Annotated in this window: 17 protein-coding genes; 14 read left to right on the top strand and 3 right to left on the bottom strand. The window is 40.0% G+C overall.

Features of this window, described 5'->3' with window-relative positions; all coding sequences use genetic code 11:
- Positions 1-65: 65 nt before the first annotated feature.
- The 11 genes from DW152_RS04890 (at position 66) to DW152_RS04840 (ending at position 14,984) form a co-directional block, all read left to right on the top strand.
- Positions 66-740 carry an ABC transporter ATP-binding protein gene (locus DW152_RS04890; protein WP_006426335.1) on the top strand — a complete coding sequence of 225 codons (675 nt, stop codon included), beginning with the start codon at positions 66-68 and terminating at the stop codon, positions 738-740.
- Complete coding sequence (locus tag DW152_RS04885) at positions 737-3,181, top strand: ABC transporter permease (protein WP_118288096.1); 2,445 nt, start codon at positions 737-739, stop codon at positions 3,179-3,181. The genes DW152_RS04890 and DW152_RS04885 overlap by 4 nt, the downstream gene beginning before the upstream one ends.
- 510 nt (positions 3,182-3,691) lie before the next feature.
- The gene (locus DW152_RS04880; RefSeq protein WP_158570020.1) at positions 3,692-6,511 is read left to right on the top strand and encodes a transglutaminase domain-containing protein; all 2,820 of its coding nucleotides are present in this window, start codon (positions 3,692-3,694) and stop codon (positions 6,509-6,511) included.
- Between the two features lie 73 nt (positions 6,512-6,584).
- Entirely contained in the window at positions 6,585-8,423 is a 1,839-nt protein-coding gene (locus tag DW152_RS04875; protein ID WP_118288094.1) for a fibronectin type III domain-containing protein, read from the top strand.
- Positions 8,424-8,957: 534 nt separating this feature from the next.
- Positions 8,958-9,521, top strand: a complete 564-nt coding sequence (locus DW152_RS04870; RefSeq protein WP_118288093.1) for an HD domain-containing protein — start codon at positions 8,958-8,960, stop codon at positions 9,519-9,521.
- A 40-nt stretch (positions 9,522-9,561) separates the two neighbouring features.
- Positions 9,562-9,798 (top strand): hypothetical protein, encoded by a 237-nt coding sequence (locus tag DW152_RS04865; RefSeq protein WP_118288092.1) that lies wholly within the window; start codon positions 9,562-9,564, stop codon positions 9,796-9,798.
- A 2-nt stretch (positions 9,799-9,800) separates the two neighbouring features.
- Entirely contained in the window at positions 9,801-10,277 is a 477-nt protein-coding gene (gene moaC, locus DW152_RS04860) for a cyclic pyranopterin monophosphate synthase MoaC (protein ID WP_117537598.1), read from the top strand.
- Entirely contained in the window at positions 10,274-11,392 is a 1,119-nt protein-coding gene (locus DW152_RS04855; RefSeq protein ID WP_118288091.1) for a sulfate/molybdate ABC transporter ATP-binding protein, read from the top strand. Before moaC ends, DW152_RS04855 begins: the two co-directional genes overlap by 4 nt.
- Positions 11,393-11,810: 418 nt before the next feature.
- The gene (locus tag DW152_RS04850) at positions 11,811-12,053 is read left to right on the top strand and encodes a winged helix-turn-helix transcriptional regulator (RefSeq protein ID WP_118288090.1); all 243 of its coding nucleotides are present in this window, start codon (positions 11,811-11,813) and stop codon (positions 12,051-12,053) included.
- A 22-nt stretch (positions 12,054-12,075) separates the two neighbouring features.
- On the top strand, positions 12,076-14,202 hold the full coding sequence (locus DW152_RS04845; protein ID WP_118288089.1) for a CocE/NonD family hydrolase: 2,127 nt from the start codon (positions 12,076-12,078) through the stop codon (positions 14,200-14,202).
- Positions 14,203-14,492: 290 nt separating this feature from the next.
- On the top strand, positions 14,493-14,984 hold the full coding sequence (locus tag DW152_RS04840; RefSeq protein ID WP_021859517.1) for a DUF2798 domain-containing protein: 492 nt from the start codon (positions 14,493-14,495) through the stop codon (positions 14,982-14,984).
- An 86-nt stretch (positions 14,985-15,070) separates the two neighbouring features.
- Here the strand turns inward: DW152_RS04840 and DW152_RS04835 are convergent, their stop codons facing one another.
- The 3 genes from DW152_RS04835 to DW152_RS04825 form a co-directional block, all read right to left on the bottom strand.
- Entirely contained in the window at positions 15,071-16,165 is a 1,095-nt protein-coding gene (locus DW152_RS04835) for a glycerol dehydrogenase (RefSeq protein WP_118288152.1), read from the bottom strand.
- A gap of 183 nt (positions 16,166-16,348) precedes the next feature.
- On the bottom strand, positions 16,349-17,632 hold the full coding sequence (locus tag DW152_RS04830) for an anti-sigma factor C-terminal domain-containing protein (RefSeq protein WP_118288088.1): 1,284 nt from the start codon (positions 17,630-17,632) through the stop codon (positions 16,349-16,351).
- A complete protein-coding gene (locus DW152_RS04825) occupies positions 17,629-18,126 on the bottom strand; it encodes an RNA polymerase sigma factor (protein WP_264291385.1) in 498 nt (165 codons plus the stop codon). The genes DW152_RS04830 and DW152_RS04825 overlap by 4 nt, the downstream gene beginning before the upstream one ends.
- Before the next feature lie 222 nt (positions 18,127-18,348).
- Between DW152_RS04825 and DW152_RS04820 the strand changes: the two genes are divergently transcribed.
- From DW152_RS04820 to lysS, 3 genes are all read left to right on the top strand, one after another.
- The gene (locus DW152_RS04820; protein ID WP_243059800.1) at positions 18,349-20,433 is read left to right on the top strand and encodes an ATP-binding protein; all 2,085 of its coding nucleotides are present in this window, start codon (positions 18,349-18,351) and stop codon (positions 20,431-20,433) included.
- 335 nt (positions 20,434-20,768) lie between these two features.
- Entirely contained in the window at positions 20,769-21,251 is a 483-nt protein-coding gene (greA, locus tag DW152_RS04815) for a transcription elongation factor GreA (protein ID WP_021859512.1), read from the top strand.
- Positions 21,252-21,320: 69 nt separating this feature from the next.
- Positions 21,321-23,261: a lysine--tRNA ligase gene (gene lysS, locus DW152_RS04810; protein WP_118288086.1), complete on the top strand. Its 1,941-nt coding sequence runs from the start codon at positions 21,321-21,323 to the stop codon at positions 23,259-23,261.
- Positions 23,262-23,324 lie beyond the last annotated feature (63 nt).

The following is a 23,324-nucleotide window of genomic DNA, read 5'->3' as shown; positions in this document are numbered from 1 at the left end:
TATAAACAGGCAAAGAAAGTGTGCTGAAAAGGTACGTTTTACAGAATTGAAAAGGAGGTAGCACATTGAGTGTGATATTAGAAACCAAGCAGCTTTGTAAGTTTTATGGCGCGGGTGAGAATCAGGTCAAAGCGGTCAATCAGGTGGACATTCAGATTGAGCAGGGAGAATTTGTCGCAATTGTCGGAAAGTCAGGTTCCGGTAAAAGTACATTACTTCATATGCTTGGAGGGCTAGACACCCCGACAAAAGGCAGTGTTACTTTAGCAGGGAAAGATTTATACAGGATGAAGGAAGATGCCCTTGCTGTTTTCCGCAGAAGAAAAATCGGATTTGTTTTTCAGGCATTTAATCTGGTTTCATCTGTTAATGTCTGGGAAAATATTGTACTGCCACTGGGGCTGGATGGAAGAAAAGTGGATGAAGCGTATGTAAATGATATCATTGCAACTCTGGGGATTGAAAACCGGATTTATAATCTGCCAAATCAGTTATCCGGAGGACAGCAGCAGAGAGTAGCAATTGCAAGAGCACTGGTGAATCGTCCGGAAATTATATTTGCAGATGAGCCGACAGGAAATCTTGATTCTAAGACCAGTGATGAGGTAATCGCTCTGCTTAAGATGACAGCAAAAAAATATGGACAGACAATTGTAATGATTACCCATGATGACGAAATTGCACAGGTCGCTGACCGTATTCTGGTGATTGAGGACGGACAGGTGGTGGATTTCAGATGAAGACAATAAGCAGGATTGCATATAGCAATGACAAAAGGAACAGGACAAGAAGTATACTGATCATGATGGCAATCTGTCTGACCACGATGCTGCTTGTTATCATCAGTACTGTGGGAAATGGGGTAATTCATTTACAGAAAAGTCAAGCGGCAGGATCATATGGAAGCAATTATGGTCTGTTTGTTTCCGCAGACGGATCGCAGCTAAAAGAAGTAAACCGCCGTGCGGAAATAGATGCTACAGGCACTATGTGCACCGAAGGTATCATAAAAGGCAATGAAAAAGGCGGGTTTGTCTGCATGGATGAGACTGCAAGAAAAATGCTTCCTTATAATAAAGAATATGAGATGAAGGAAGGAAAGTATCCGGAAAAAATGCAGGAAATTGCCGCAGGAAGAGCATTTTTTCGTGCAATGGGGTATGGTGATGTAAAGATCGGAGATACGGTTACACTGGATTACCGCGCAGGGATGCAGTCAGAATATAAGCCGGAAGAATTTGTTGTCAGCGGAATCCTATATGACCGGGATGAGTATACCATCGAGGCATCTTATGTTGCTTTCGGGTCACAGGAGTTTTATGATGAGCACGTCGCAGAGAATGACAGACAGTATAATATTTATTTTACTTTAAATGATTCTGCAAATGTATCTATGAATAATATTGATTCGGTTATAAAGCAGATTGCAGCAGCTTGTGGGATCGAAGAAAAAAACGTTATAGTCAATGATCTCTATTTGCAATGGGTCTTGCAGCCGAGTTATGAAACGATTGCGGTATGCGGGGTTTTGATTCTTGCAATTGTACTTTTCTCTGTTGTGGTCATTTATAATATTTTTCAGGTCGGTATTGCCAACAAGATACAGGAGTATGGAAAAATCAAGGCTCTGGGAGCGACAAAAAAGCAGATGAAACAACTGATCTTCAGAGAGGGCATTTTTTTGACATTTTTTTCAATACCAGTTGGATTGCTTTTTGGCTTTCTGATTGCAAAATGCGGTTTTAACTGGCTGGTAGAACAGGGGAACCTTGTATCAACCGGAACTGGCTCTATGGGAGTTCAAAATCAGCAGGTGCCTCTGTTTTCCCTGCCTGTTATGCTTCTATGTATTTTCGTGTCATTTTTTACCGTTGCTTTGGCACTGCGTAAACCAATGAAAATTGTTTCACGGATTTCACCTATCGAAGCAACACGGTATTTAGAAAATGCAGAAACACACAAAAAAGGAAAACGAAATGGCAGAAAAAATGTCACCGTGTTTTCTATGGCAATGGCAAATATAACGGGTAATCCAAAAAGAACCATTGGTACCATTCTCACACTGGGGCTTTCCTGCGCATTGTTTGTGATTATCTCTAATTATGTAGGAAATATTGATACGGAGCATGAAGCACGTCTTTCCGTTAATCATGGACAATTTGAACTGCAGCTTGACTATTCTGCTGAGTACGATGAAAGATATCCGGAGAATAATCTGGATACGATTCTGACGGATAATCCATTGAATGATTCAATGATTGAAGAAATCAAAAGCATTCCAGGAGTGACAGATGTCATGACGAGAGAGATTGTCTCTGTAAATCTGAACGGAACAAGATTTCCGGCTGATATTGTGAGTAAAAATGATTTTGATTTTATGCGCCAAGACGGTGATATTGGCTCTATGGACTATGATAAGGCGGTAAAGAATGGTGATATTTTCTTTGGTTGGTCGGCATGGATGGAACAAGATGGATATGCTCCGGGTGAATCCATTGCATTTGACTTTGAGAATGGAAGTGGAACCTATACCTATCAGGGAAAGATTGCAGGATCCTTTGTAAGTGCGGACACTTATCTTGTCATTCCGGAAGGTGTATACCGTTCCATGAATCCGAGGGGAACAGCCTATGGCTATCTGTGGGTGGACTGTGATAAAAAAGATGTTGCATCTGTGGAACAGAGTCTGAATACTTTGATTTCTAATACTTCGCATATAAAAATGGATACCTATCATGCACAGTTACAATCTGCAGAATTCACAGCTCGCATGATGAAGCTTGGCTGTTATCTGTTTATGGCGGTTGTAGGACTCATCGGTTTTATGAATATGGCAAACACCATAATCATGAATATTACGACAAAAAAGCAGGAATATGGTGTATTACAGGCTGTGGGTATGACAAATAAACAATTAAATTTATGTCTGCAGTTACAGGGAATGATGTTTACGGTTGGTACCATATGCGTAGCTTTGATCATTGGTCTGCCGCTCGGCTATGCACTTTTTTCCTATGCAAAACATAATGGAATATTTGGAATGAATATCTATCATGTTCCAATCGTACCAATTTTTATTATGATTTTTTTGGTCGGTCTGTTGCAGATTGTACTTTCCTGCGTTTTAAGCAGTAATCTGAAAAAGGAAACGCTGGTAGAAAGAATAAGGTATCAGGGATAGCAAGTAAATAGAAAATGCATAGCGCTTGTCACCAATATGGTTCAAAAGGGATAAAAATGTATGGACCAATATATAATTGATATGCTAAAAGATCATGCACAAAGAGTAATCGAATATCGCACTGAAATGTCGAGATAGACAATTTATATATTTGCATAAAAAAAACATTGCTTCATCTTCATATGCAGAATAAAATTATTATATAAGCAACATATTCAAGTCGAGCAGCCGCGAGACTTGGCGTGTGATTAGGGTCAGCGTAAGCTGACATATTTTTTACAGATTAGGAGGACATGCGCGTGGAAAGAATTGAACCGGCAATTGTGCCACAGAGAAGACTGATCAAAGGAAAGGTATTCTTGTGGGAAAGTGCCAAAGACTGGCATGATATATGGGATCGAGAGGACGAATAATGGATAACCCGCTCTTGTTGAGAGCCTTTTTTAATTATAATGCAAGAAGAAGCAGATGAAAAGGAGAAATATTTATAAATATTCGAGGAGGAAGAGTATGAAAAAACGAATACTATCAGTACTGTTATCGGTGGTTGTGGCAACGACCATTTCTTCCGCAGTTCCATTAAGTGTGAAGGCGGAAACAACTGTAGATCAATCTGCAGAACAATCGGCAAATACGACATACGGCAGTAATACAAATCCCGGAAAAGTCGATGCAAATGATATCAAAGAATGGAGAGACAAGGCGAATGAAAATGATGTATTACCAGGTTGGTATCATTTCAAAGGAGCAGATACAAACTGGCATAGGATAGAATTCTGGCCAGATAAAGAATATACAATGAAGGATTATGAATCAGACAAGATTCTTATGACCTTTGAATTTTGGAAAAAATCGGGCAATTCTTATGAAAAGATAAAAGAGATGGATCTTAATAAGGGCTACAAGCAATTCAATTTTCATATGGATAAAGATACCGACTATTATGTTTATTTAGGCGGCGTAGATGACTGTTGTGGAAACTTTGAAATTAGAAGCCAAGGGAATATATATAATACATGGGAAGGAATAGAGATACCTTCGAATGCACAGCAACTTAGTAATTCACAAAGCAAACATGTAGATGTATCTTCTTCGGAAGATATTCACTGGTTTAAATTTAAGGTACCGGAAAAAGGACGTTATAAGATTACCTATAAAGATACAAAAAACACGGCACGGTTGGATTTATTGAATGTATCCGAGAATCGTCTGGAATATCTGTCAGGACGCGAGGTTGTGCGAGATGGAGTTTCTTATTATGATTTAAAAGAGGGAGCTGTATGTTATATTGCCTGTACAAGTTTTGAAGGAGCAACGTCATACAATGTTTCCATAAAGAAAATCAGTCAGACAAGAACTTATCTCAATAAAAAACATACCTTTGCAATAAGAAAAAAAACAAAAGCTTCAACAATCGCAAAAGCACAAGCTCAGACAAGTATTGAATATTTGAATAAAATTTATGCACCTGATCCATCGTTTTCAACACGCATTGATCATGTGGATCAGAATGATATTGCAGCATTTAAAAAGATGGCAGGTATCATTACCAAAGGATGTACTACAGACAAACAGAAAGTAGATGCCATTGCAAAATGGGTAAAAAATAATATTACTTATGATACCAATACAAGTTCTTATTCTACCGCAGTCTTTAAAAATCGAAGAGGAGACTGTCAGGGAATGTCTTCGTTGATCGCAGATTTTTGCCGTGCATTAGGAATGCCTGCAGCATATGCATCTGGATGGAAAGCTGATCTTACAAAATGGACGATCGATGATCTGTATCATTCTTATGACCGCCACAAGTTTGCCGGGCATGGATGGGATATGATTTATTTCGATGGAAAATGGCATATGTATGATGTTTTATTTGATAACTATGATATGACAGATGCCAAAAAGATGGCAGACTTAGGATATTATTTTTGCTGGGTGGAAGGAATATCAATTGTGGGAAATGGTGTAGACCCAGCTTTGATTGGAATGGACGATTCGCTTGGAAGAACCATCACAGCCGCATACTATAAGGGAGATATTGTTACGCTTGACGGCGGCCTTTTATGCAATCGTGGAAATGATTATAGCGTAGATCAGGATGGAGAAGTATGCAGCTCAACATATGAAGAGGCTACAGTTGGGCTTTGCTCTATTTGGATGGAAGATTTATATTTTCCAACACTTGCATCGTTCCAGCAATATTATCCGTATAGTGATAGGTTAGGTAGGCATGATGGATTTAAGTATGAAGATGGAAGAAAAAATCCAGAAAGTGGTTATAATTATGTTGATGGATGGGTAAGCTACGGCAATGGTAAGTATTTTGCAGATCCTGATAGTGTTTTAAGAAATATGGATATCGGAACCATTGATGGGAAAACATATTATTTTGATCAAAATGGTAAGAAACAGACTTTAAATATGAAAACAGATCAATATTATATGTACAAAGGACAACTTTACGTAAAAACAGGGGTAAGTGGACGAATTGTCACTACGGATATTGCAGGATCATATTTAGACAACCCCAAATATGAGATTGTATATGAATATGTGCAGGCCTTTGATGAAAAAGGGGATACGGTAGATGGAAAGACTCTGCTTAAGATTGATCGTGATAAGCATACAGTTACAACTTTGAAACCAGGGTATGTATGGTATACAATTGCTGTTCGCGAAAAAGGTGAAGAGGGCTGGATAACAACTGGTGATTCTATTATGTTTAACATTACAAATAAAGATAAGCCGGCATACAGCTATAAAGATTCAAAGGTTTCATCCGATGAACACCCAAAACCAAATGTGACACCAAGCACGGCACCAACAATCAAAGCAGTATCGCTATCCAAAACATCTTATACTTACGATGGAAAAGTGAAAAATCCAACGATCAAAGTATACAATACAGAAGGCAAACAGATTTCTTCCAAATATTACACAGTAAAGAAGTCATCTGGCCGTAAAAATGTTGGTAAATACAAATATACAATAACATTTAAAAATGGATACAAAGGGAAAAAGATAGCTTACTTCACGATCAATCCAAAATCAGCAAAGCTGACCTCACTCAAAAGAGGATTAAATGGATTTACAGCAAAATGGGGAAAAGTAGCTACGCAAGCTTCTGGATATCAGATTCGATACAGCATGAAATCTTCCATGGCTGGATCAAAAGTAGTGACAGTTAAAAACTACAAGACGACATCCAAAAAGATCACACATCTTAAGAAAAATAAGAAATATTATGTTCAGATTCGTACATATAAAACAGTGTCCAAAGTAAAATATTATTCTGGATGGAGTGGCAAGAAAACGGTTGTGACAAAATAAAAAACAATCTTCTTGTGTTTACGTATCACGAGTTATATACTTAAAGTGTTAGAATTTATGAGGAGGATATGCCATGAGAAAGATGATGAAAAGGGCAGGAGCGGTAGTACTTTCGCTTGCTGTAGCAATGTCGATGTTATTTTCATTAGCTGCATTGCCACAGATGAAAGTATCTGCTGCCGAAGAGATGAGTCGGTTGAAGAAGTGGTCGTTGGTTGCAGCAATGCTTGGCGAGGACGCTTATTTCACGGAAAAACCAACAGACAAAACAGTTGCAAGCTATACTGCAGCAGAATATTTTTGGGATGATGTGAAATCAGTTTCTGCAGATGATTTTTGCGATCAGGTAAAGAATACTTTTGCAGGAGCGACAGATTTTGATGAATCGAAATTGGCAAATATCGGAGAAAATGATTTCTTTTCCTATGACAGTGCTACGCAGGAAGTGACAATCAAAGGAGTATATGGTGGAGACTCATTGCAGTGCATTGAGCTTGGACAATCAGAAGACGGAAACGATGACTATGGTGTCTGGGTTGATCCTGAAGAGCCAGATCTCAAACCATACTATACAATATTAGAGTTTAATGATGACGGTGCAATTGTATCCTATAAGAAACTCTCAGATGAGGCAGTACAATTTACATTTGATGTTGGTTTGAAAAATGAAGATGGAGAAGTGACAAATAGCCTCACAACAGAAACTAACAAGGTGTTCATTCCGAAGAATTGTACAGCAAAGTTCAGCTACTGGATCACGATCAAAGCAGATGAAGGTAAGATGCCGGTAGAATTCACAAGTGATGGTGTATTGGGAGATATTTTCGCACTGGATCTTACAAGTGCTTCGCCAAAGATTGTAAGCACAGAGGATGACATACTTTCAACAGAAAAAACAGGTTCTACCCAAATTACTTATGAAATTACATCTCCGGAAACAGGAGTTACATTGTTCAAACAGACGTTACCATGTACTTGTTTTGAACTGTCGGTAGAAGGATGTGATTCGCCGTACGGGTGGATTAACATGCTTCCGAAAGAAAGTATGACGCTGAAAGCCAATATTAAAGGATATGAGAGTAAGAAAGTTACATATATGTGGAATTCAATGGCATATAATATTGCCCAGGGTGGATCTACTTGTACGGTAAAAGCACCATCTTCTCTTGGCGAAGGTACAGTAGATATCTCTCCATGTTTTGACGGAGAACCTGTGCAATATTCATACGAGCAAGCTGTGAATGTTAGAAACTGCAAATTAGCTGTTTCCATCAATGATATGAAGACATTTAAGAAAGCAACAGAACCATTAAAGGTAGGAGAAACTTATTGGCTTAACTTGGGTGGTGCAGACTGGGGCTGGAACTATAAGAATGGATCTCATACATTCTATAAGATCAAGCTTTCACAAAACGGTAAAACACTTAACATTGATGACAATGAAAAGGGTTTGAAATCAGATTTTGCCAATATTGGTATTGGTGCCGGCGGAGGTGTACCAAACCGTATCCTGACTCCAAAGAAAGCGGGAACATTGACAATCACCGGAATGATTTACCGCAATGGAAAAGCTTTCAAAACTGTGACAAAAAAGGTTAAGATCACAAACAAAGTTTCAGTTAAGATGACAACTCTTTCCAGCGTGAAAAATGTAAAAGGCAAAAAGATGCTGGTAAAATGGAAAAAGAATACATCCGGAAATGGTTACCAGATCCAGTATTCTACAAGCAGTAAATTTGCCAAAGGAAATAAGACAAAGACAATCAGTAAAAATAGTACAACAAGCTGTACGATCAGTAAACTGAGCAAAAACAAGACATACTATGTACGTATCCGCACTTGTAAGAAAGTTGCGAAAAAGACATACTACTCTGGATGGAGTACTGTAAAAAAAATAAAGATTACAAAGTAAAAGAATGAGATGCGAAAAGGATTTCCAGGAGGTTTCTGGAAATCCTTTTTTGCATATGTGCGCCTAGCGGCGCACGTTTCTAACGGGTTAAAGTTCCGAATCCACCCGATAGTGGGAAGGATATAGCCGACTAACTCATGGACAAATCTCTGGTCTGACGAACAGAAATCTCATATGAGGTTATGCATGGGGGTACCACTGCTTGACATTAATGCGAGAAGTAACATAGTCTATTTAACATGATATATTATGCATTTTGCAAAATGCAAATAAAAGATGAAAACGAAAGGTAGTCAAGGGAGAAAAGGTAGTACTGGTAGAGAAAGGCGCGACCAAGCGAAACGGGGGTGGCGCGGTTATAACAATTGCGAGTGCATTATTGTTGGTATTATAAATGAAAAATAAATGACAGGAAGAGGTGTCAGATGGTTCTGGCATCTTTTTTTATTGCTAGTGATTGTGTTATACTGGACTTGTTTAACTGGAGATAGAACTTAAACTATAAAATAAAGTACAAAACGAAGGAACAGTCATATGAGTGAATATATAACGACTTATACAGGAATACATTTTAAACCGACAGAACCGGAACCGGAGCTAATCCGGGTGGAAGACATTGCGCATGCGCTCTCGATGATTTGCCGGGGAAATGGACATGTGCATACATTCTGGTCGGTGGCAGAACATTGCATCTGTTGTGCGAAGGAAGCGGCAGCCAGAGGTTTGCCGGACCGCATGGTGCTTGCGTGCCTGCTTCATGACGCCAGCGAGTGTTATATGTCGGATGTCCCGACACCTTTTAAGAAGCAGCTCCCGGAGTACGAGGAGCGCGAAGAACGTCTGCTTCGCATGATTTATGAGAAATTTCTTGGCTCGGCATTGACGGAAGAAGAACAGGAGCAGTTAGATGAAATTGATCATGCTCTGGTCTTATATGATCTGGAAGTGCTACTGAAAGAAAAACAGCAGGAGAAGAAGCCGGAGCTTCGCATTGAGCTGGATTATACGGTGTGTTCGTTTGATGTGGCGGAGGCAGAGTATTTGCAGATTTTCAGGAAGTATTATGAAAATCTACAGAGAGACAAAGGAAGATCATGAGTATAAAAAATAAACGGATGAATTATAAAGGAGATATACTATGAACGCAAAACGAGTGATTGCACTTATTGCGGCACTGGCAATACCGGTGCTATATATCATTACAATAATATTATTTATGATGGGAAACGATTATGCCAATCTGTTTCTGGCGGTGTCACTGGGAGGAACATTTTTCCTGACACCGGTCATTTTTCTGCTGACGAGAGTGCCAAAAGATATCGGAGAAGTGAGCGGAAACATTGCAGATATGTTAAAGAAAGATAAGGAAGAGTAACGATGAGTGATTTTACACATTTTAACAAGCAGGGTGAAGCCGTTATGGTGGATGTTAGCGAGAAGAAAGATACAGTAAGGGAGGCAACAGCGTCCGGACGGATACGGATGTCGGAAGAGTGTTACCTGAAAGTAAAAAATGATGATATGAAAAAGGGAGATGTGCTTGGTGTCGCGCGTATTGCCGGAATCATGGGCGCTAAGAAGACTTCCGAGCTGATCCCGCTGTGTCACATATTAAACTTAAGTAAACTGGAAGTGGAATTTATCTTCAATGACAATACTTTTGAAATTGAGACAAGGTGCACAGCGAAGACAACTGGGAAGACCGGTGTGGAAATGGAAGCGCTGACCGGGGTAAATGTCGCTTTGCTTACGATTTATGATATGTGTAAGGCAGTGGATAAGGGAATGGAAATAAATGAAGTACATTTGCTGCGCAAATCCGGTGGCAAAAGTGGAGTGTGGGAGAGACAATGATTGAGATAAACATACAGAAAACATTGGGCAGATTTCATCTGGATATGCATGTGAAAAGTAATAGCAAAAGAATCGGCATCCTTGGCGCAAGTGGCTGTGGAAAAAGTATGACATTAAAGTGTATTGCGGGGATAGAGACACCGGATCAGGGGCAGATTGTACTGGAAGAGCGGATTTTGTATGACAACACTCAGAAGATTAACATCAAACCGCAGAAGAGAAAGATTGGTTATCTTTTTCAGAATTATGCGCTGTTTCCGACGATGTCTGTGCGGAAAAATATTATGGCAGGACTTCGATGCAGCCAGGAAGAGCAGGAAAAAATTGCGGATCAGATGATCGAGAAATTCCAGCTGACCGGATTGGGAAACAGACTTCCGGGGGAACTGTCCGGCGGGCAGCAGCAGCGAGTGGCGCTGGCAAGAATTATGGCATATGAACCGGATGCGATTTTGCTGGATGAGCCATTTTCAGCGCTGGATGAATTTCTGAAAGATAAATTGCAGCAGGAACTGATGGAAATGCTGGAAGATTATCCGGGTACGGTTATTTTAGTGTCTCACAGCAGGGATGAGATTTATCGTTTCAGTGAAGAACTTGTCATTATAGACAAGGGAAAAGTGGTATGCGCCGGAAAGACAGAAGAGATTTTTGCATACCCGGAGTGGAAAGAAGCAGCGAGATTGACCGGGTGTAAAAATATCACGAAAGTAATCCGTGAAGATGCCCATCATTTACAGGTGCCGGCATGGGAAATCTGTCTTGCACTGAAGCAGGAGATATCGGAAGAAATCCAGTACATAGGAATCCGCGCACATGACTTTGTGCCGGTGTGGGATGAGATTTCAGATGAAGGAAAGCGGAATCAGGAGAAAGCGAATGAAAATTTGAATAACAACCGGATCCCGGTGAAAATTGAAAGTGTAGCAAAACTTCCATTTGAGCACAGATTTTTTCTGCGGATATCCGAGAAATGCCGGGAAGAAAATGTAGAAACAGAAGCAAGCGAAAATGTGTGCTGGTTTGTGCAGCGCGACCAGTGGAAAATGCTGGAAGAGCGAGGCCTCCCGGCATGGCTTTATCTCCCGGAGGAGAAGATATTATTATTAAAATAAATATCAGAGTGTTGTAAGTACTTTCTGTTAATTTGCGTTGTATCAGGATTATGCGCCGGGACGCATGTGTGTCTGGCTTGAATCTGGTTTTATTTTATTGGGGAAGGCACTCTCCGACAAGTACACACAATTAAGTGGTGTAGTGCCCTGGAGGAAACGATTGCGTGTTTATAAGGAAAATCGGAGTCTCTGAAATACAAAAAATTTAAGAAGGTGATGGAAAAACAGATGGGAATATTGGATAAAAGAATCGAATGTGTTATCATAAGCATGTAGCGAAAACTTCAAGGATTATGAATATTCGGAGAAGGATTACGTGAGTGCAAAGCACAGAGCGATTTGCATAATTGGATACAGGAAAAGCAAGGTTAAGTATATGAGTGTACAGGGAAATGCAAAGACGTAGCCGGCATGTCCGATAGAGACAACGCTGACATTGAATGGAGATAAATGGAAAGTGCTGATCTTGAGAGATTTGCTGACCGGGACGAAACGGTTCGGTGAATTGAAGAAATCAATTGGAAGTGTGTCGCAGAAAGTTGAGTATTCCCTGATGAAACTTGGGTGGAGCCTGCAGCCGATCCTGGATGCCATGAAAGACTGGGGCGAAGACTATAAGAGCAGTCTGGAGAAAAAATACGAAAATCATAAAAAGGTATGATTTGTCATTGGGAGGTTTTACAATGGAAGAAAAGTGTTACAGTAAAGTACCGGTATTTGAAAATGGAATGGCTCAGCCAGTATTTCCATTTACCGATGGGAAAAGCGGAGAAAAATACGATGCGAAGACATCTGATACTGTGAGATATTGTGTTTATGTTGAATCCGATTATGATATGGACGGAGACGGAAAAAGAGATCTTGTCAAAGCATTGATCCAAGTTCCGCGAAGTGCTGTAGAGGGAAATTATAAAGCACCTGCTTTATTCGAGGCGCGTCCGTATTGTGCCGGTGTGCAGGAAGACGGATATCAGCATATGAAAGATGTAGCGGAGAAGGAATACCGCAAATTTGATATGGAAGAGTTGAATCACAAGGCAGATCCGCGTGTACCGACTGGTTCTGTCAGTGCAATGGAACTGGCACTTAAAGCAGATCCGTCTGACTGGTATTACCCGGATAAAGGGAACAACAACAGTATGGTTTACGAGAATTTAGAGAATTTCAACTATTATCTTGTGCGTGGATTTGCAGTGATTGTCAGCGCAGGATTTGGTGCACTCGGCTCAGATGGATTTAATTTTGTCGGTTCAGATTTTGAAAGAGATGCTTTCAAATGTGTGGTAGAATGGCTGCACGGAGACCGCACTGCTTACGCAGACCGCACAGGAACAACCGAGACAAAGGCAGACTGGTGCAATGGAAAAGTTGCCATGACTGGAAGATCTTATGCAGGAACAATGCCATTTGCAGTGGCAACAACCGGTGTGGAAGGTCTTAAGACAATCGTTCCGGTTGCAGGAATCGCAGACTGGTACACACAGCAGAATATGCAGGGTGCACAGCGTTACTGGCCAAAAGAGATGTTAAATAGTTTTCTGGCTTACTACTGCTCCAGCCGCTATAATGACGAGACATTATCCGAAAAGCAGCTGGATGATATCGCCGCATTTCATCACGAATTAAGTTTGCAGCAGTTAAAATGTGGATTTGACTATGATCCGGAGTTCTGGGGAAGCGGAAATTATCGCTTAAATGCAGAGAAGATCAAATGCAGCGCTCTGATCGTACAGGGATTGAATGATGAGAATGTTTCAACGAAACAGTTTGAAATGATGTACCGTTCTTTCAAACAGGCAGGACAGACGGTGAAGACAATCGTGCATCAGGGACCACATATCACACCGACTATGCCGAATAAAAATTACGGTATTTTGCTCGATGGTCAATTCTATGATGACGTTGTAAATAAATGGATTTCTCATTATCTGTTTGATGTGGAAAATGATGCAGAAGAGATGCCGGAAGTTCTGGCACAGACGAACTATGATCAGAAGAAGTGGGAAACAGAAAAGTCATGGCTCGTAAGTGACAGCATGAAGCTTAACAGCGCTGAATCAGGAGAGGCAGTGATCGATACAGACTGGGAGAAAGCCGGAATCAGTGCAGAAAACTTCGATGACGTGATGGGTATTACATCTACCAACATGGGCAAACGTTATGTGACAGCACCATTTGAGAAAGCTGTTACAGTGCAGGGTACTGTGTGCCTGAAGATGAGAGCTGCATTAAAAGACGGAGATGCGGAATGCGATTTCCATCCGGAGAACAGAAATGATGCAGATACACTTACGATGAAGCTTGGAAACTCAAAAATTTCCGGTAAGATGGATGATGTGGAAGTTGCAGTTCTTCTCTGCGATGTGTGTGATGAGGAATTTGACAGCATTCAGACAGTTGATCCGGAGAGAAATATTGTTCCGGTAGAGGTCGTAAAAGAAGGCGGCATTGTAAATGGCGGAGATCTTCCGGCATTTGATGAAGCTGAATTTAAGACAGTACATAAAAAATACCGTGTGATCACAAGAGCATTTGCAGACCTGTGTAACCCGGAAGCAGGATACGAACCGGAGACAGCGCAGAACAGTATTGAACTTAAAAAGGGTGAATATCACGATTATAACATTTATCTGAATGCGACCAGATATACGGTGCAGCCGGGACATAGCCTTGCGATTGTAATTGCAACAGAAGATCCGGTAAACTGCCTGATCCATAAGACTTACAGTGTTGCAATCGATAATGCATCTGTGAAAGCGGAAGTACCTGTGACAAAAGCAGCAGAGGACAGAACATTAACTCTGAAATAGCAGAAGCGATTGTCTTAGATATGTTATGATGATGTGTTATAAGATGAGATGTAAATGAAAGAGATGCCAGGAAAGTAAGATAATGCTTTCCTGGTAAAAATCAAAGAATATTTTGGAGTTGAGAGTTGCATTTTCGACGGGAATTTGTTAGAATAATTAACCGTATGAAAAATAAATAAAGATTTTGGTATTAATTGGAAACGACACAAGTGTATGCTTGATTAACGAACAACACAAGTGTCTTTTTTGTACCCATTTTAAGAATTTATGAGAGAAAAGGAGAACAAACAATGCCAAAAACTTTATTTCAAAACATTTTTTTTACACTGATGATGTCATTTTTGATGGTCTACGTCATGGTCTGTTACAATATCGCACTGAACATGGGTGGAATGAGCAATGAAATTTTCCTGATGGCTTTTGGAGAAATGAAAATCATGTGGCCGGTTGCATTTTTACTGGAGTTCTTTGTAGTAGATAAGATGGCACATGCACTTGCGTTCCGTATTGTGACACCGAAGGACAGACAGATTGTAATCGTGCTTGCAATTTCTGCAATGATCGTATGCATTATGTGTCCGGTTATGAGTCTGATCGCGACAGTACTTTTCAAAAATGCAGGAGCAAATGTGCTTGCAACATGGTTTGAAACAACATTTTTTAATTTCCCGGTTGCATTATTCTGGCAGATTTTTTACTGCGGACCGTGTATTCGTTTTATTTTTGGAAAATTATTTCCGGAAAAGGAAAATGCATCAGATGCAGTAGGTGCGGAATCATAGAGAAATGTTATAATTAAGAAATACAACGGGGCTGTCGCGCTAGTAATCATTAAAGCGCCAGCCCCGTTTATTAATGTATGATTATATTATTTGCCAAGTGCGAGTTTACCCATTGCATCTGCCTGAAGGATAGCATCATACAGTTCAACCGGCTGTACGTCGCCGGCAAGATTGTGGATGGTTTCACCTGGTACACAAGCATTTTTGGCGATTGTTTCAACCTGTTCTGCAGCAGTAACTCCAATTTCTTCAAGTGTAACAGGAAGACCGACTTCCATACAGAAATTCTGAACTTCTTCAAATTCTTCTTTTGGAACACCTTCCAGAATAAGCTGAACCAATGTTCCGAGTGCAACGCAGCAGCCGTGGTCGGCATGTGCGATTCCAAGAGAAGTTACACCATTGTAGAAAGAGTGTGCAGCGGCACAGTTTACATTATCAGCACCAACACCGGAAAGATATACATTTGCCTCTACAATATTCTCCAAAGCAGGAGTAACAGCATGTACTTTGCATGCTTCTACAGCCTGTTTACCATATTCACGAAGTGTGTCATAACACAATCTTGCAAGTGCTTGACCGGCTCTTGTGATTCCAGTACCTTCCAGACTGGCAGATTCAGTACGGATAGAAGCACGACCTTCAAAATAAGTTCCGAGTGCATCGCCCATTCCTGCAATGAGGAATTTTACCGGCGCATTGGCGATGACCGTCGTATCAACCATGACTGCATCCGGGTTAGTAGGATAGAATAAATATTTATCAAAACTATGATCGTCGTTGTAAATAACGGAAAGTCCGGTACATGGTGCATCAGTTGCAGCAACCGTAGGAACAATAACGATATGTTTTCCTGAATAGTATGCAGTTGCTTTTGCTGTATCGACTGCACTTCCACCTCCGACAGCAACAACAGTGTCTATTTTGTCTTCTTTTACAATGTCTTGCATTTTGGCTATTTCACTTTTGCTGGAAATGCCGCCGAAAATTTCATAACGTCTGTAGTCGTCTAAATCTCCAAAACTCTGCTCGATTTTATCGTGGCAGGCTTTATATCCGCTCCGGGAACAGACAAATAACCATCTTTTTCCCATATAGCCCATTTCTTCCTGAAACTTCAAAAGTGCATCTCTGCCCTGTACATATTTGAGTGGTTCACGCATTGCTCTAAGTCTCTCCATCATGATCAGTTACCTCCTGAAATTATATATATCTTTTTGTTGCCGTCTATAGTATAGCATAATTTCAAAAAAGTGTGATAATTTTTTAACATATTAATTAAAAAAATAACAATGAGTTTAATGTGATAAAGTGTTAAATTTGGGACGGGGATTTTCTAGAAAATCCCCGTCCCAAATTTAGTTTTACTGCATCTCTTCTGTATAGATTGAATAGACTTCTTTCTGATTAATCAGTTCCTCCAGAGTTTCTTTATCCGTAACGGTTGCGTATCCATAGATGTGAAGTCCGTGTTTCTTCACATAGGATTTCGCCTGTGCAAGTATTCCGGCATTAAAAGTTCCGGTATTACCGGATTCGGACATCATCTGTACAAATTTTTCCTGATCGGTAAGGTAATTTAAAAGGCTCAGAAAATGCTGCTTCGCATATTTTCCTTTGTATAGATTTTTAATTGCACTATCTGCTTCATCAATCCAGCCATCTTTATTGATCTTACATCCCGGAAATAAATTAGGATATTTCTTATCATTCCATACAATCGGACTGAAAGAAGAAGGATTGCATACGAAACCGATATTTGGGGTATGGAGTGTATAGGATGGATCACCATCTAAAGAATCAAATGCATTTGTCTGCACACCGCACCATACTTCGTTGATCTTCTGCTTTTGAATATATTTTGCAAAAGAAGGATAATCCATAATATTTTCCAGAGATACATAAGCTAAGTACATTTTACGTGAATCCAGATCTTTGATGTAAGCTTTTGAATCTTCTTTGTTTCCACCGGCGCTTGTGGAAATAGATTCGTCTTCTTTCAAATCTGCAACTTTTTCCATGTATGCAACATTTTCAGAAGCAGAAGAGGTTTTTGACTTTGCATCTGCCTGATTCCAGAAAAATGAATTGCCGACTGGCGTTTTTAAAACATTGCTGTCATAGTAATGGATTTTTCCGCGTGTAATATAACCGGAGACATCTGTCATCGTTCCGGTCATGCTGAAAGTCTGTGGAATTGTAAAATTATAATCGCCATATCCTTTTGCTTCCACAGTGGCAGAAACTCTGCGCTTACCCGGAAGAAACAGTTCTGTGTAAGCTGCCATATCCCGGCTGAACTGTGTCTGGGTGGATTGACCGGCCTTGGCTTCTTTGGCAGGATTATAATAAAATCTGGAAACGACTGACGGCAGGCAAAATTGTATAAATAACACCAGTACAAGTGTGACTGTAAGCACAGCGAGTCCAAGTTTGCGGAAAGCACTTCGGATAGAGCGGTTGACGACTTTGATAAAATCGGTATCGTCTTTTTCCGTAAATACATCGCTTAATTCCGGAATTTCCTCTTTTTCATAAAGATAATCACCAATAGCTTCCTGACGCTCAATGTCCTGTTCTATTTTTTTTTGCTGTTCCAGCTCAAGTTCGCCGGCTTTATATAATTCAATTAATTCACGATAAGTCATCTTGTTCCCTCCTGATATGATATAAGATATTTTTTGAGCTCTTTTTTCGCACGATAGGCAAGCATTTTCACGCTGCCGGTAGTGAGTCGTAGCATGGCGGCAATTTCTTTCTGGGAAAAATCTCCAAAATATTGTAAAAGAATGACTTCTTTCTGCTGTCCTTTTAAATGGTGGATCGCTTCCCAAAGCTGTTTTGTCCCTTCTTTTTGTAAAATTTCTTCCAGAACATCCTTCTTGATAAAATATTCCGAAACAGGAGCTACATCTTCTGTATGGATTGCCTCCAGTGATGCAAGAGTTTTTGCTTTCTTATAATAATTGTAGTAAAGATTTCTCGCTACCATATAAAGCCAGGCACGCATATTGGTGTGAGAATCCTTCAGCGAAAGCCAGGCTTTTAAAAATGTATCCTGCAAAATATCGTCAGTTACAGTGCAGTTTGAACTGAGTGAATAGATGTAAAGATACAGTTCTCTGTAGTAGCGTTTATACAGTTGTTCCAGTAAATACTTGTTCAGATCCTCACCCCCTCACTTTCATACTTGAGATATCCGTAGCTTTCTTAACTATATAACAATTTTGCTTTAAAGAGGTAACGATTTTGTTTAATATTTTTTGGGGGTATCATTTTATGGTATAATAAGACTGAATTTTGGTCTAAAATATGGATAAAAAATGACATTGAAGATAGAGAGGATGAAATGGGAGGTTTTCACATGTTTCGGAAAAATGTGAGCGCAGGAAAGGTTAATTTTATTGTATTTATTATATTTGTATTTATTCTGGGTGGAAGTGTGGAATTGCAGATAAATATGAATAAAAAAAGTGTCAGAATGGCATGCAGTATGGTGCTGGACCAGGCGGAATCTGTAATTGATAAAAATGCTGGTGATGGAGCGGACATTACAGAATTTATTTCTAAAATGCCATTCACAGAGACAATGACAATTTACATATGGGAAGATGACGGGGCGAGTTTTCTTCCGCTTCCGAAGAAGGAAGGAGTCCGGTTAAAGAAGACAGATAAGATTGAAAAAGAATGGAATTATCTGGTTAGTGAGAAATATAAAAATTACAATCTTGCGGTGACATATCCGTTAAAGAAAGCCAATGTGAGCGTTCCGGGGACAACGGCGCTCCTAGGTCTGGCACTTATGGCGGCGCTTATCATTATCAATATTGTAATAGCGCAGGCATTTAAAGCACAGGAAAAGAGTAAAAGTGAACTGCAGGATACAAACAATATTCTGGAAACTGCAGGATTTGGAATATGGTATATCCGCCTAATGGAAGGAAAAAAGCCGCGGATGTATGCAAATCCGAAGATGAAAGAGGTACTTGGAATCGAGGGACAGTTTTTATCAGAGGAAGAAGTTTATGATTTCTGGTATTCCCGTATCCCGGAGAAAGCAGTACAATCTGTGCAGGACAGTGTGCAGGAAATGCTGGATGGAAATGTTTCAGAAAATACTTATCAATGGGAGCATCCGGATAAGGGCATGATCTATGTGCGTTGCGGTGGGGCATGTTATGAAAAAGGAGAAAAAGAACAGGTGTTAGGCGGTTATCACAGTGATGTTACGGCAATTGTCACAGAAGATGAGCGCAGACAGAGAGAACTTCGGGAAGCCAAAGAAGCAGCAGAACGCGCAAATGTAGCAAAGACAAGCTTCCTGTCGCGCATGAGTCACGATATCAGGACTCCGTTAAATGGAATTATCGGGCTGATCCGTATTAATGAAAAACACGAAAATGATAAAGAACTGGTAAAAGAGAATTATAAGAAGATCATGATTTCAGCAAATCATCTGTTATCGCTGATCAATGACATTTTACAGATGAGCAAGCTGGAAAATGGAGAAGTGAACCTGATGCATGAAGCACTTGATCTTCATCAGCTTTCGCAGGATGTTCTGAATATGATTGATCTGCGTGCGTCCGAGGCAGGAATTACATTAGAATATGAACGGTCGATGGACGAAGTGAAATATCCATATGTATATGGAAGCGCTCTGCATCTTCGCCAGATTTTCCTGAACATATACAGTAATTCAATCAAATATAATACACTTGGTGGCAGAATTACGACGAAAATGCGCTGTGCCAGCATGGAAAATGGCATTGTAACATACCAGTGGACAATCTCTGACACGGGAATCGGAATGACTGAAGAATTTCTGGAGCATATATTTGAACCATTTGCACAGGAACATTCCGATGCGAGAAGTATTTACAAAGGAACGGGGCTTGGAATGGCGATTGTAAAATCACTTATTGATAAGATGAACGGAACGATTGAAGTTTCAAGCAGAGAAGGAGTCGGCAGTATATTTGTGATCACGCTTCCTTTTGAGCTGGCAGAGGAATCTGAGGTGAAAAAATCCGAAGAACTTCCGATTGATGGAACGATTGATGGGTTGTCATTGCTACTCGCTGAAGATAATGAATTAAATGCGGAAATTGCAGAATTACAATTGAAAGAAGCAGGAGCAGACGTTACAATTGTCAGAGATGGACAACAGGCGGTAGATTTATTCATAGAAAAACCGGAAGGAACATTTGATGCAATCCTAATGGATATTATGATGCCGGTAATGGACGGACTGTCTGCAACTCGTGTGATTCGTGTGTTAGACCGGGAAGATGCTAAGACGATTCCGATCATTGCGATGACAGCAAACGCATTTGCGGAAGATGCGAGAAGAAGCATGGAAGCGGGAATGAACGCACATCTCGCAAAGCCATTGGATATGAAAAAAGTTATATTAACCATTCAAAAATGTTGTGATAATAAAAAGTAGAGTGATGTTCGGATATAGGAAAAAGAAATATACAGAACGAAAAGGAAAGGCTTAGTATAGATACGGAAAAAAGAAAAGGAACAATTAATTATCAACAGCCTATTGACGAGATATATTAAACATGGCTGGATGTTTATTCCTGTTTTAATTTGAATATAAAGAGCATATAATTAGAAAAGAAAAATATTGACATTAACAGGAACTTTCTATATAATAATGAAATTGTGAAAGTGTCTTTATTTGTGCCTGAACAGGCAGAATAATGAATAAAAATAACAGATTTATGAATATGTATACCAAAGTTGCAAGTATAAAAGAAAAGGAGTAAAAGCATAATGGAAGCAAAGAAGAGATTACTTACTTATGCAGGATTGAAGGCGCTGGAAGACGAGCTTGAGAATCTGAAAGTTGTAAAACGTAAAGAAGTTGCCGGAAAAATCAAAGAGGCAAGAGAGCAGGGAGACCTGTCTGAGAATGCAGAGTATGATGCAGCAAAAGATGAGCAGAGAGACATAGAAGCAAGAATCGAAGAGTTGGAAGGCATTTTAAAGAATGCAGAAGTTGTTGTAGAAGATGAAGTAGATTATGATAAAATCAACGTTGGATGTACTGTAAAAGTATTTGATATTACATTTGATGAAGAGATGGAATTCAAGATTGTAGGTTCTACAGAGGCTAACAGTCTGGAAGGTAAGATTTCCAATGAGTCACCGGTAGGACATGCTCTGATCGGTAAGACAGTGAACGATGTCGTAGAAGTAGAGACACAGGCAGGAATTATGCAGTACCGTGTACTGGATATCAGTCGCTCAAACTAATTTAGAAGATGACAATCCAACCCCTCAGAGACTGAGGGGTTTAGTCGCATAAAAGGGAAGGAGAAAAGAATGGGAGAGCAGAAGAAGACACAGGAACCGGATTTAAATCAGTTAAAGAAAGTCCGCAGAGAGAAACTCGCCGATTTACAGGCTAATGGAAAGAATCCATTTGAGATTACAAAGTATGATGTGACATGTCACGCTGCTGATGTGAAAGACAATTATGAAGAGATGGAAGGAAAACACGTAACACTTGCGGGACGTATCATGCAGAAACGTGTTATGGGAAAAGCTTCTTTCTGTAACATTCTGGATCAGAGTGGAAACATTCAGTCTTATGTTGCAAGAGACAGCATTGGAGAAGAAGAATACAAAGATTTCAAGAAGATGGATATCGGAGATATCGTAGGACTGGAAGGTGAAGTCTTCAAAACAAAAACAGGAGAGATTTCTATTCATGCCTCTGCTGTAAAACTGTTATCTAAGAGTCTTCAGATCCTTCCGGAAAAATTCCATGGACTGACCAATACAGATACACGTTATCGTCAGAGATATGTGGATCTGATCATGAACCCGGAAGTACGTGACACATTTATCAAGAGATCCAAAATTATCGCATCTATCAGAAATTATCTGAATGGCCAGGGATTCCTTGAAGTTGAGACACCAATGCTGGTACAGAATGCCGGTGGTGCAGCAGCAAGACCGTTCGAGACACATTTCAATGCACTGAACGAAGACCTGAAACTTCGTATTTCTCTGGAGCTGTACTTAAAGAGACTGATTGTCGGTGGTATGGAGAGAGTTTATGAGATTGGACGTGTATTCCGTAATGAAGGCCTGGACACAAGACATAACCCGGAATTTACGCTGATGGAGTTATACCAGGCATATACAGATTACAATGGAATGATGGATCTGACAGAGAACCTGTATCGTCATGTTGCACAGGAAGTTCTCGGAACAACTAAGATTGTTTACAAAGGAATCGAGATCGACCTTGGTAAGCCGTTTGAAAGAATTACAATGATCGATGCTGTTAAGAAATATGCAGGTATCGACTGGAATGAAGTTGAGACAGAAGAAGATGCGAAGAAGTTAGCTGACGAGCATCATATCGAATACGAAGCAAGACATAAGAAAGGTGATATCTTAAGCCTCTTCTTTGAGGAGTATGCTGAGAAACACCTGTTACAGCCAACATTTGTTATGGATCATCCGATCGAGATTTCTCCACTTACAAAGAAGAAACCGGAAGACCCGAATTATGTAGAACGTTTTGAGTTCTTCATGAATGGATGGGAGATGGCAAATGCGTACTCTGAGTTAAATGATCCAATCGACCAGAGAGAGCGTTTCAAAGCACAGGAAGAACTGCTTGCACAGGGTGACGAGGAAGCAAACACAACAGATGAAGACTTCCTGAACGCACTGGAGATCGGTATGCCGCCTACAGGTGGTATCGGATTTGGTATCGATCGTATGTGTATGCTGCTTACAGGCGCAGAAGCAATCCGTGATGTATTATTATTCCCGACAATGAAGTCCTTAGATGGTGTAAATAAGAAAAATGATGTAAATAATACAGCTTCTGAAGCACCTGAAAAAAATGTAAAAACTGAGTCTGAAAAGATTGATTTTTCTAAGGTAAAGGTAGAGCCTTTATTTGAGGAAATGGTAGACTTTGATACATTCAGCAAGTCAGATTTCCGTGCGGTAAAGGTTAAAGAGTGTGTTGCAGTACCGAAGTCAAAGAAACTGTTACAGTTTACTCTTGATGACGGAACAGGCACAGACAGAACCATTTTAAGCGGTATTCATAGCTTTTATGAGCCGGAAGAACTGGTTGGAAAGACTCTTATTGCTATCACAAATCTTCCACCGAGAGCTATGATGGGCATTGACTCTTGCGGTATGCTCCTCAGTGCTATTCATGAAGAAGAAGGCGAAGAAAAGCTTCATCTTCTGATGGTTGATGACCACATTCCAGCAGGTGCAAAGCTCTATTAAGATGATGTAAAGATGTACCGTTTTACCGAATAGACGGGACGTACTTCATTTGATAAAAAACTA

Source organism: Dorea sp. AM13-35 (genome assembly GCF_003473885.1).
Classification (GTDB): domain Bacteria; phylum Bacillota; class Clostridia; order Lachnospirales; family Lachnospiraceae; genus Dorea_D; species Dorea_D hominis.
This window is presented reverse-complemented; position numbering and strand designations above follow the sequence as displayed.

What these genes read in the sequence shown, in the direction of transcription:
- DW152_RS04830 (WP_118288088.1), bottom strand. Translation starts at nt 17,632, where the DNA reads ATGACTTATCGTGAATTAATTGAATTATATAAAGCCGGCGAACTTGAG.
- DW152_RS04870 (WP_118288093.1), top strand. Translation starts at nt 8,958, where the DNA reads ATGAGTGAATATATAACGACTTATACAGGAATACATTTTAAACCGACA.
- DW152_RS04840 (WP_021859517.1), top strand. Translation starts at nt 14,493, where the DNA reads ATGCCAAAAACTTTATTTCAAAACATTTTTTTTACACTGATGATGTCA.
- DW152_RS04835 (WP_118288152.1), bottom strand. Translation starts at nt 16,165, where the DNA reads ATGGAGAGACTTAGAGCAATGCGTGAACCACTCAAATATGTACAGGGC.
- DW152_RS04875 (WP_118288094.1), top strand. Translation starts at nt 6,585, where the DNA reads ATGAGAAAGATGATGAAAAGGGCAGGAGCGGTAGTACTTTCGCTTGCT.
- DW152_RS04845 (WP_118288089.1), top strand. Translation starts at nt 12,076, where the DNA reads ATGGAAGAAAAGTGTTACAGTAAAGTACCGGTATTTGAAAATGGAATG.
- DW152_RS04820 (WP_243059800.1), top strand. Translation starts at nt 18,349, where the DNA reads ATGTTTCGGAAAAATGTGAGCGCAGGAAAGGTTAATTTTATTGTATTT.
- DW152_RS04880 (WP_158570020.1), top strand. Translation starts at nt 3,692, where the DNA reads ATGAAAAAACGAATACTATCAGTACTGTTATCGGTGGTTGTGGCAACG.
- DW152_RS04865 (WP_118288092.1), top strand. Translation starts at nt 9,562, where the DNA reads ATGAACGCAAAACGAGTGATTGCACTTATTGCGGCACTGGCAATACCG.
- greA (WP_021859512.1), top strand. Translation starts at nt 20,769, where the DNA reads ATGGAAGCAAAGAAGAGATTACTTACTTATGCAGGATTGAAGGCGCTG.
- moaC (WP_117537598.1), top strand. Translation starts at nt 9,801, where the DNA reads ATGAGTGATTTTACACATTTTAACAAGCAGGGTGAAGCCGTTATGGTG.
- lysS (WP_118288086.1), top strand. Translation starts at nt 21,321, where the DNA reads ATGGGAGAGCAGAAGAAGACACAGGAACCGGATTTAAATCAGTTAAAG.
- DW152_RS04855 (WP_118288091.1), top strand. Translation starts at nt 10,274, where the DNA reads ATGATTGAGATAAACATACAGAAAACATTGGGCAGATTTCATCTGGAT.
- DW152_RS04885 (WP_118288096.1), top strand. Translation starts at nt 737, where the DNA reads ATGAAGACAATAAGCAGGATTGCATATAGCAATGACAAAAGGAACAGG.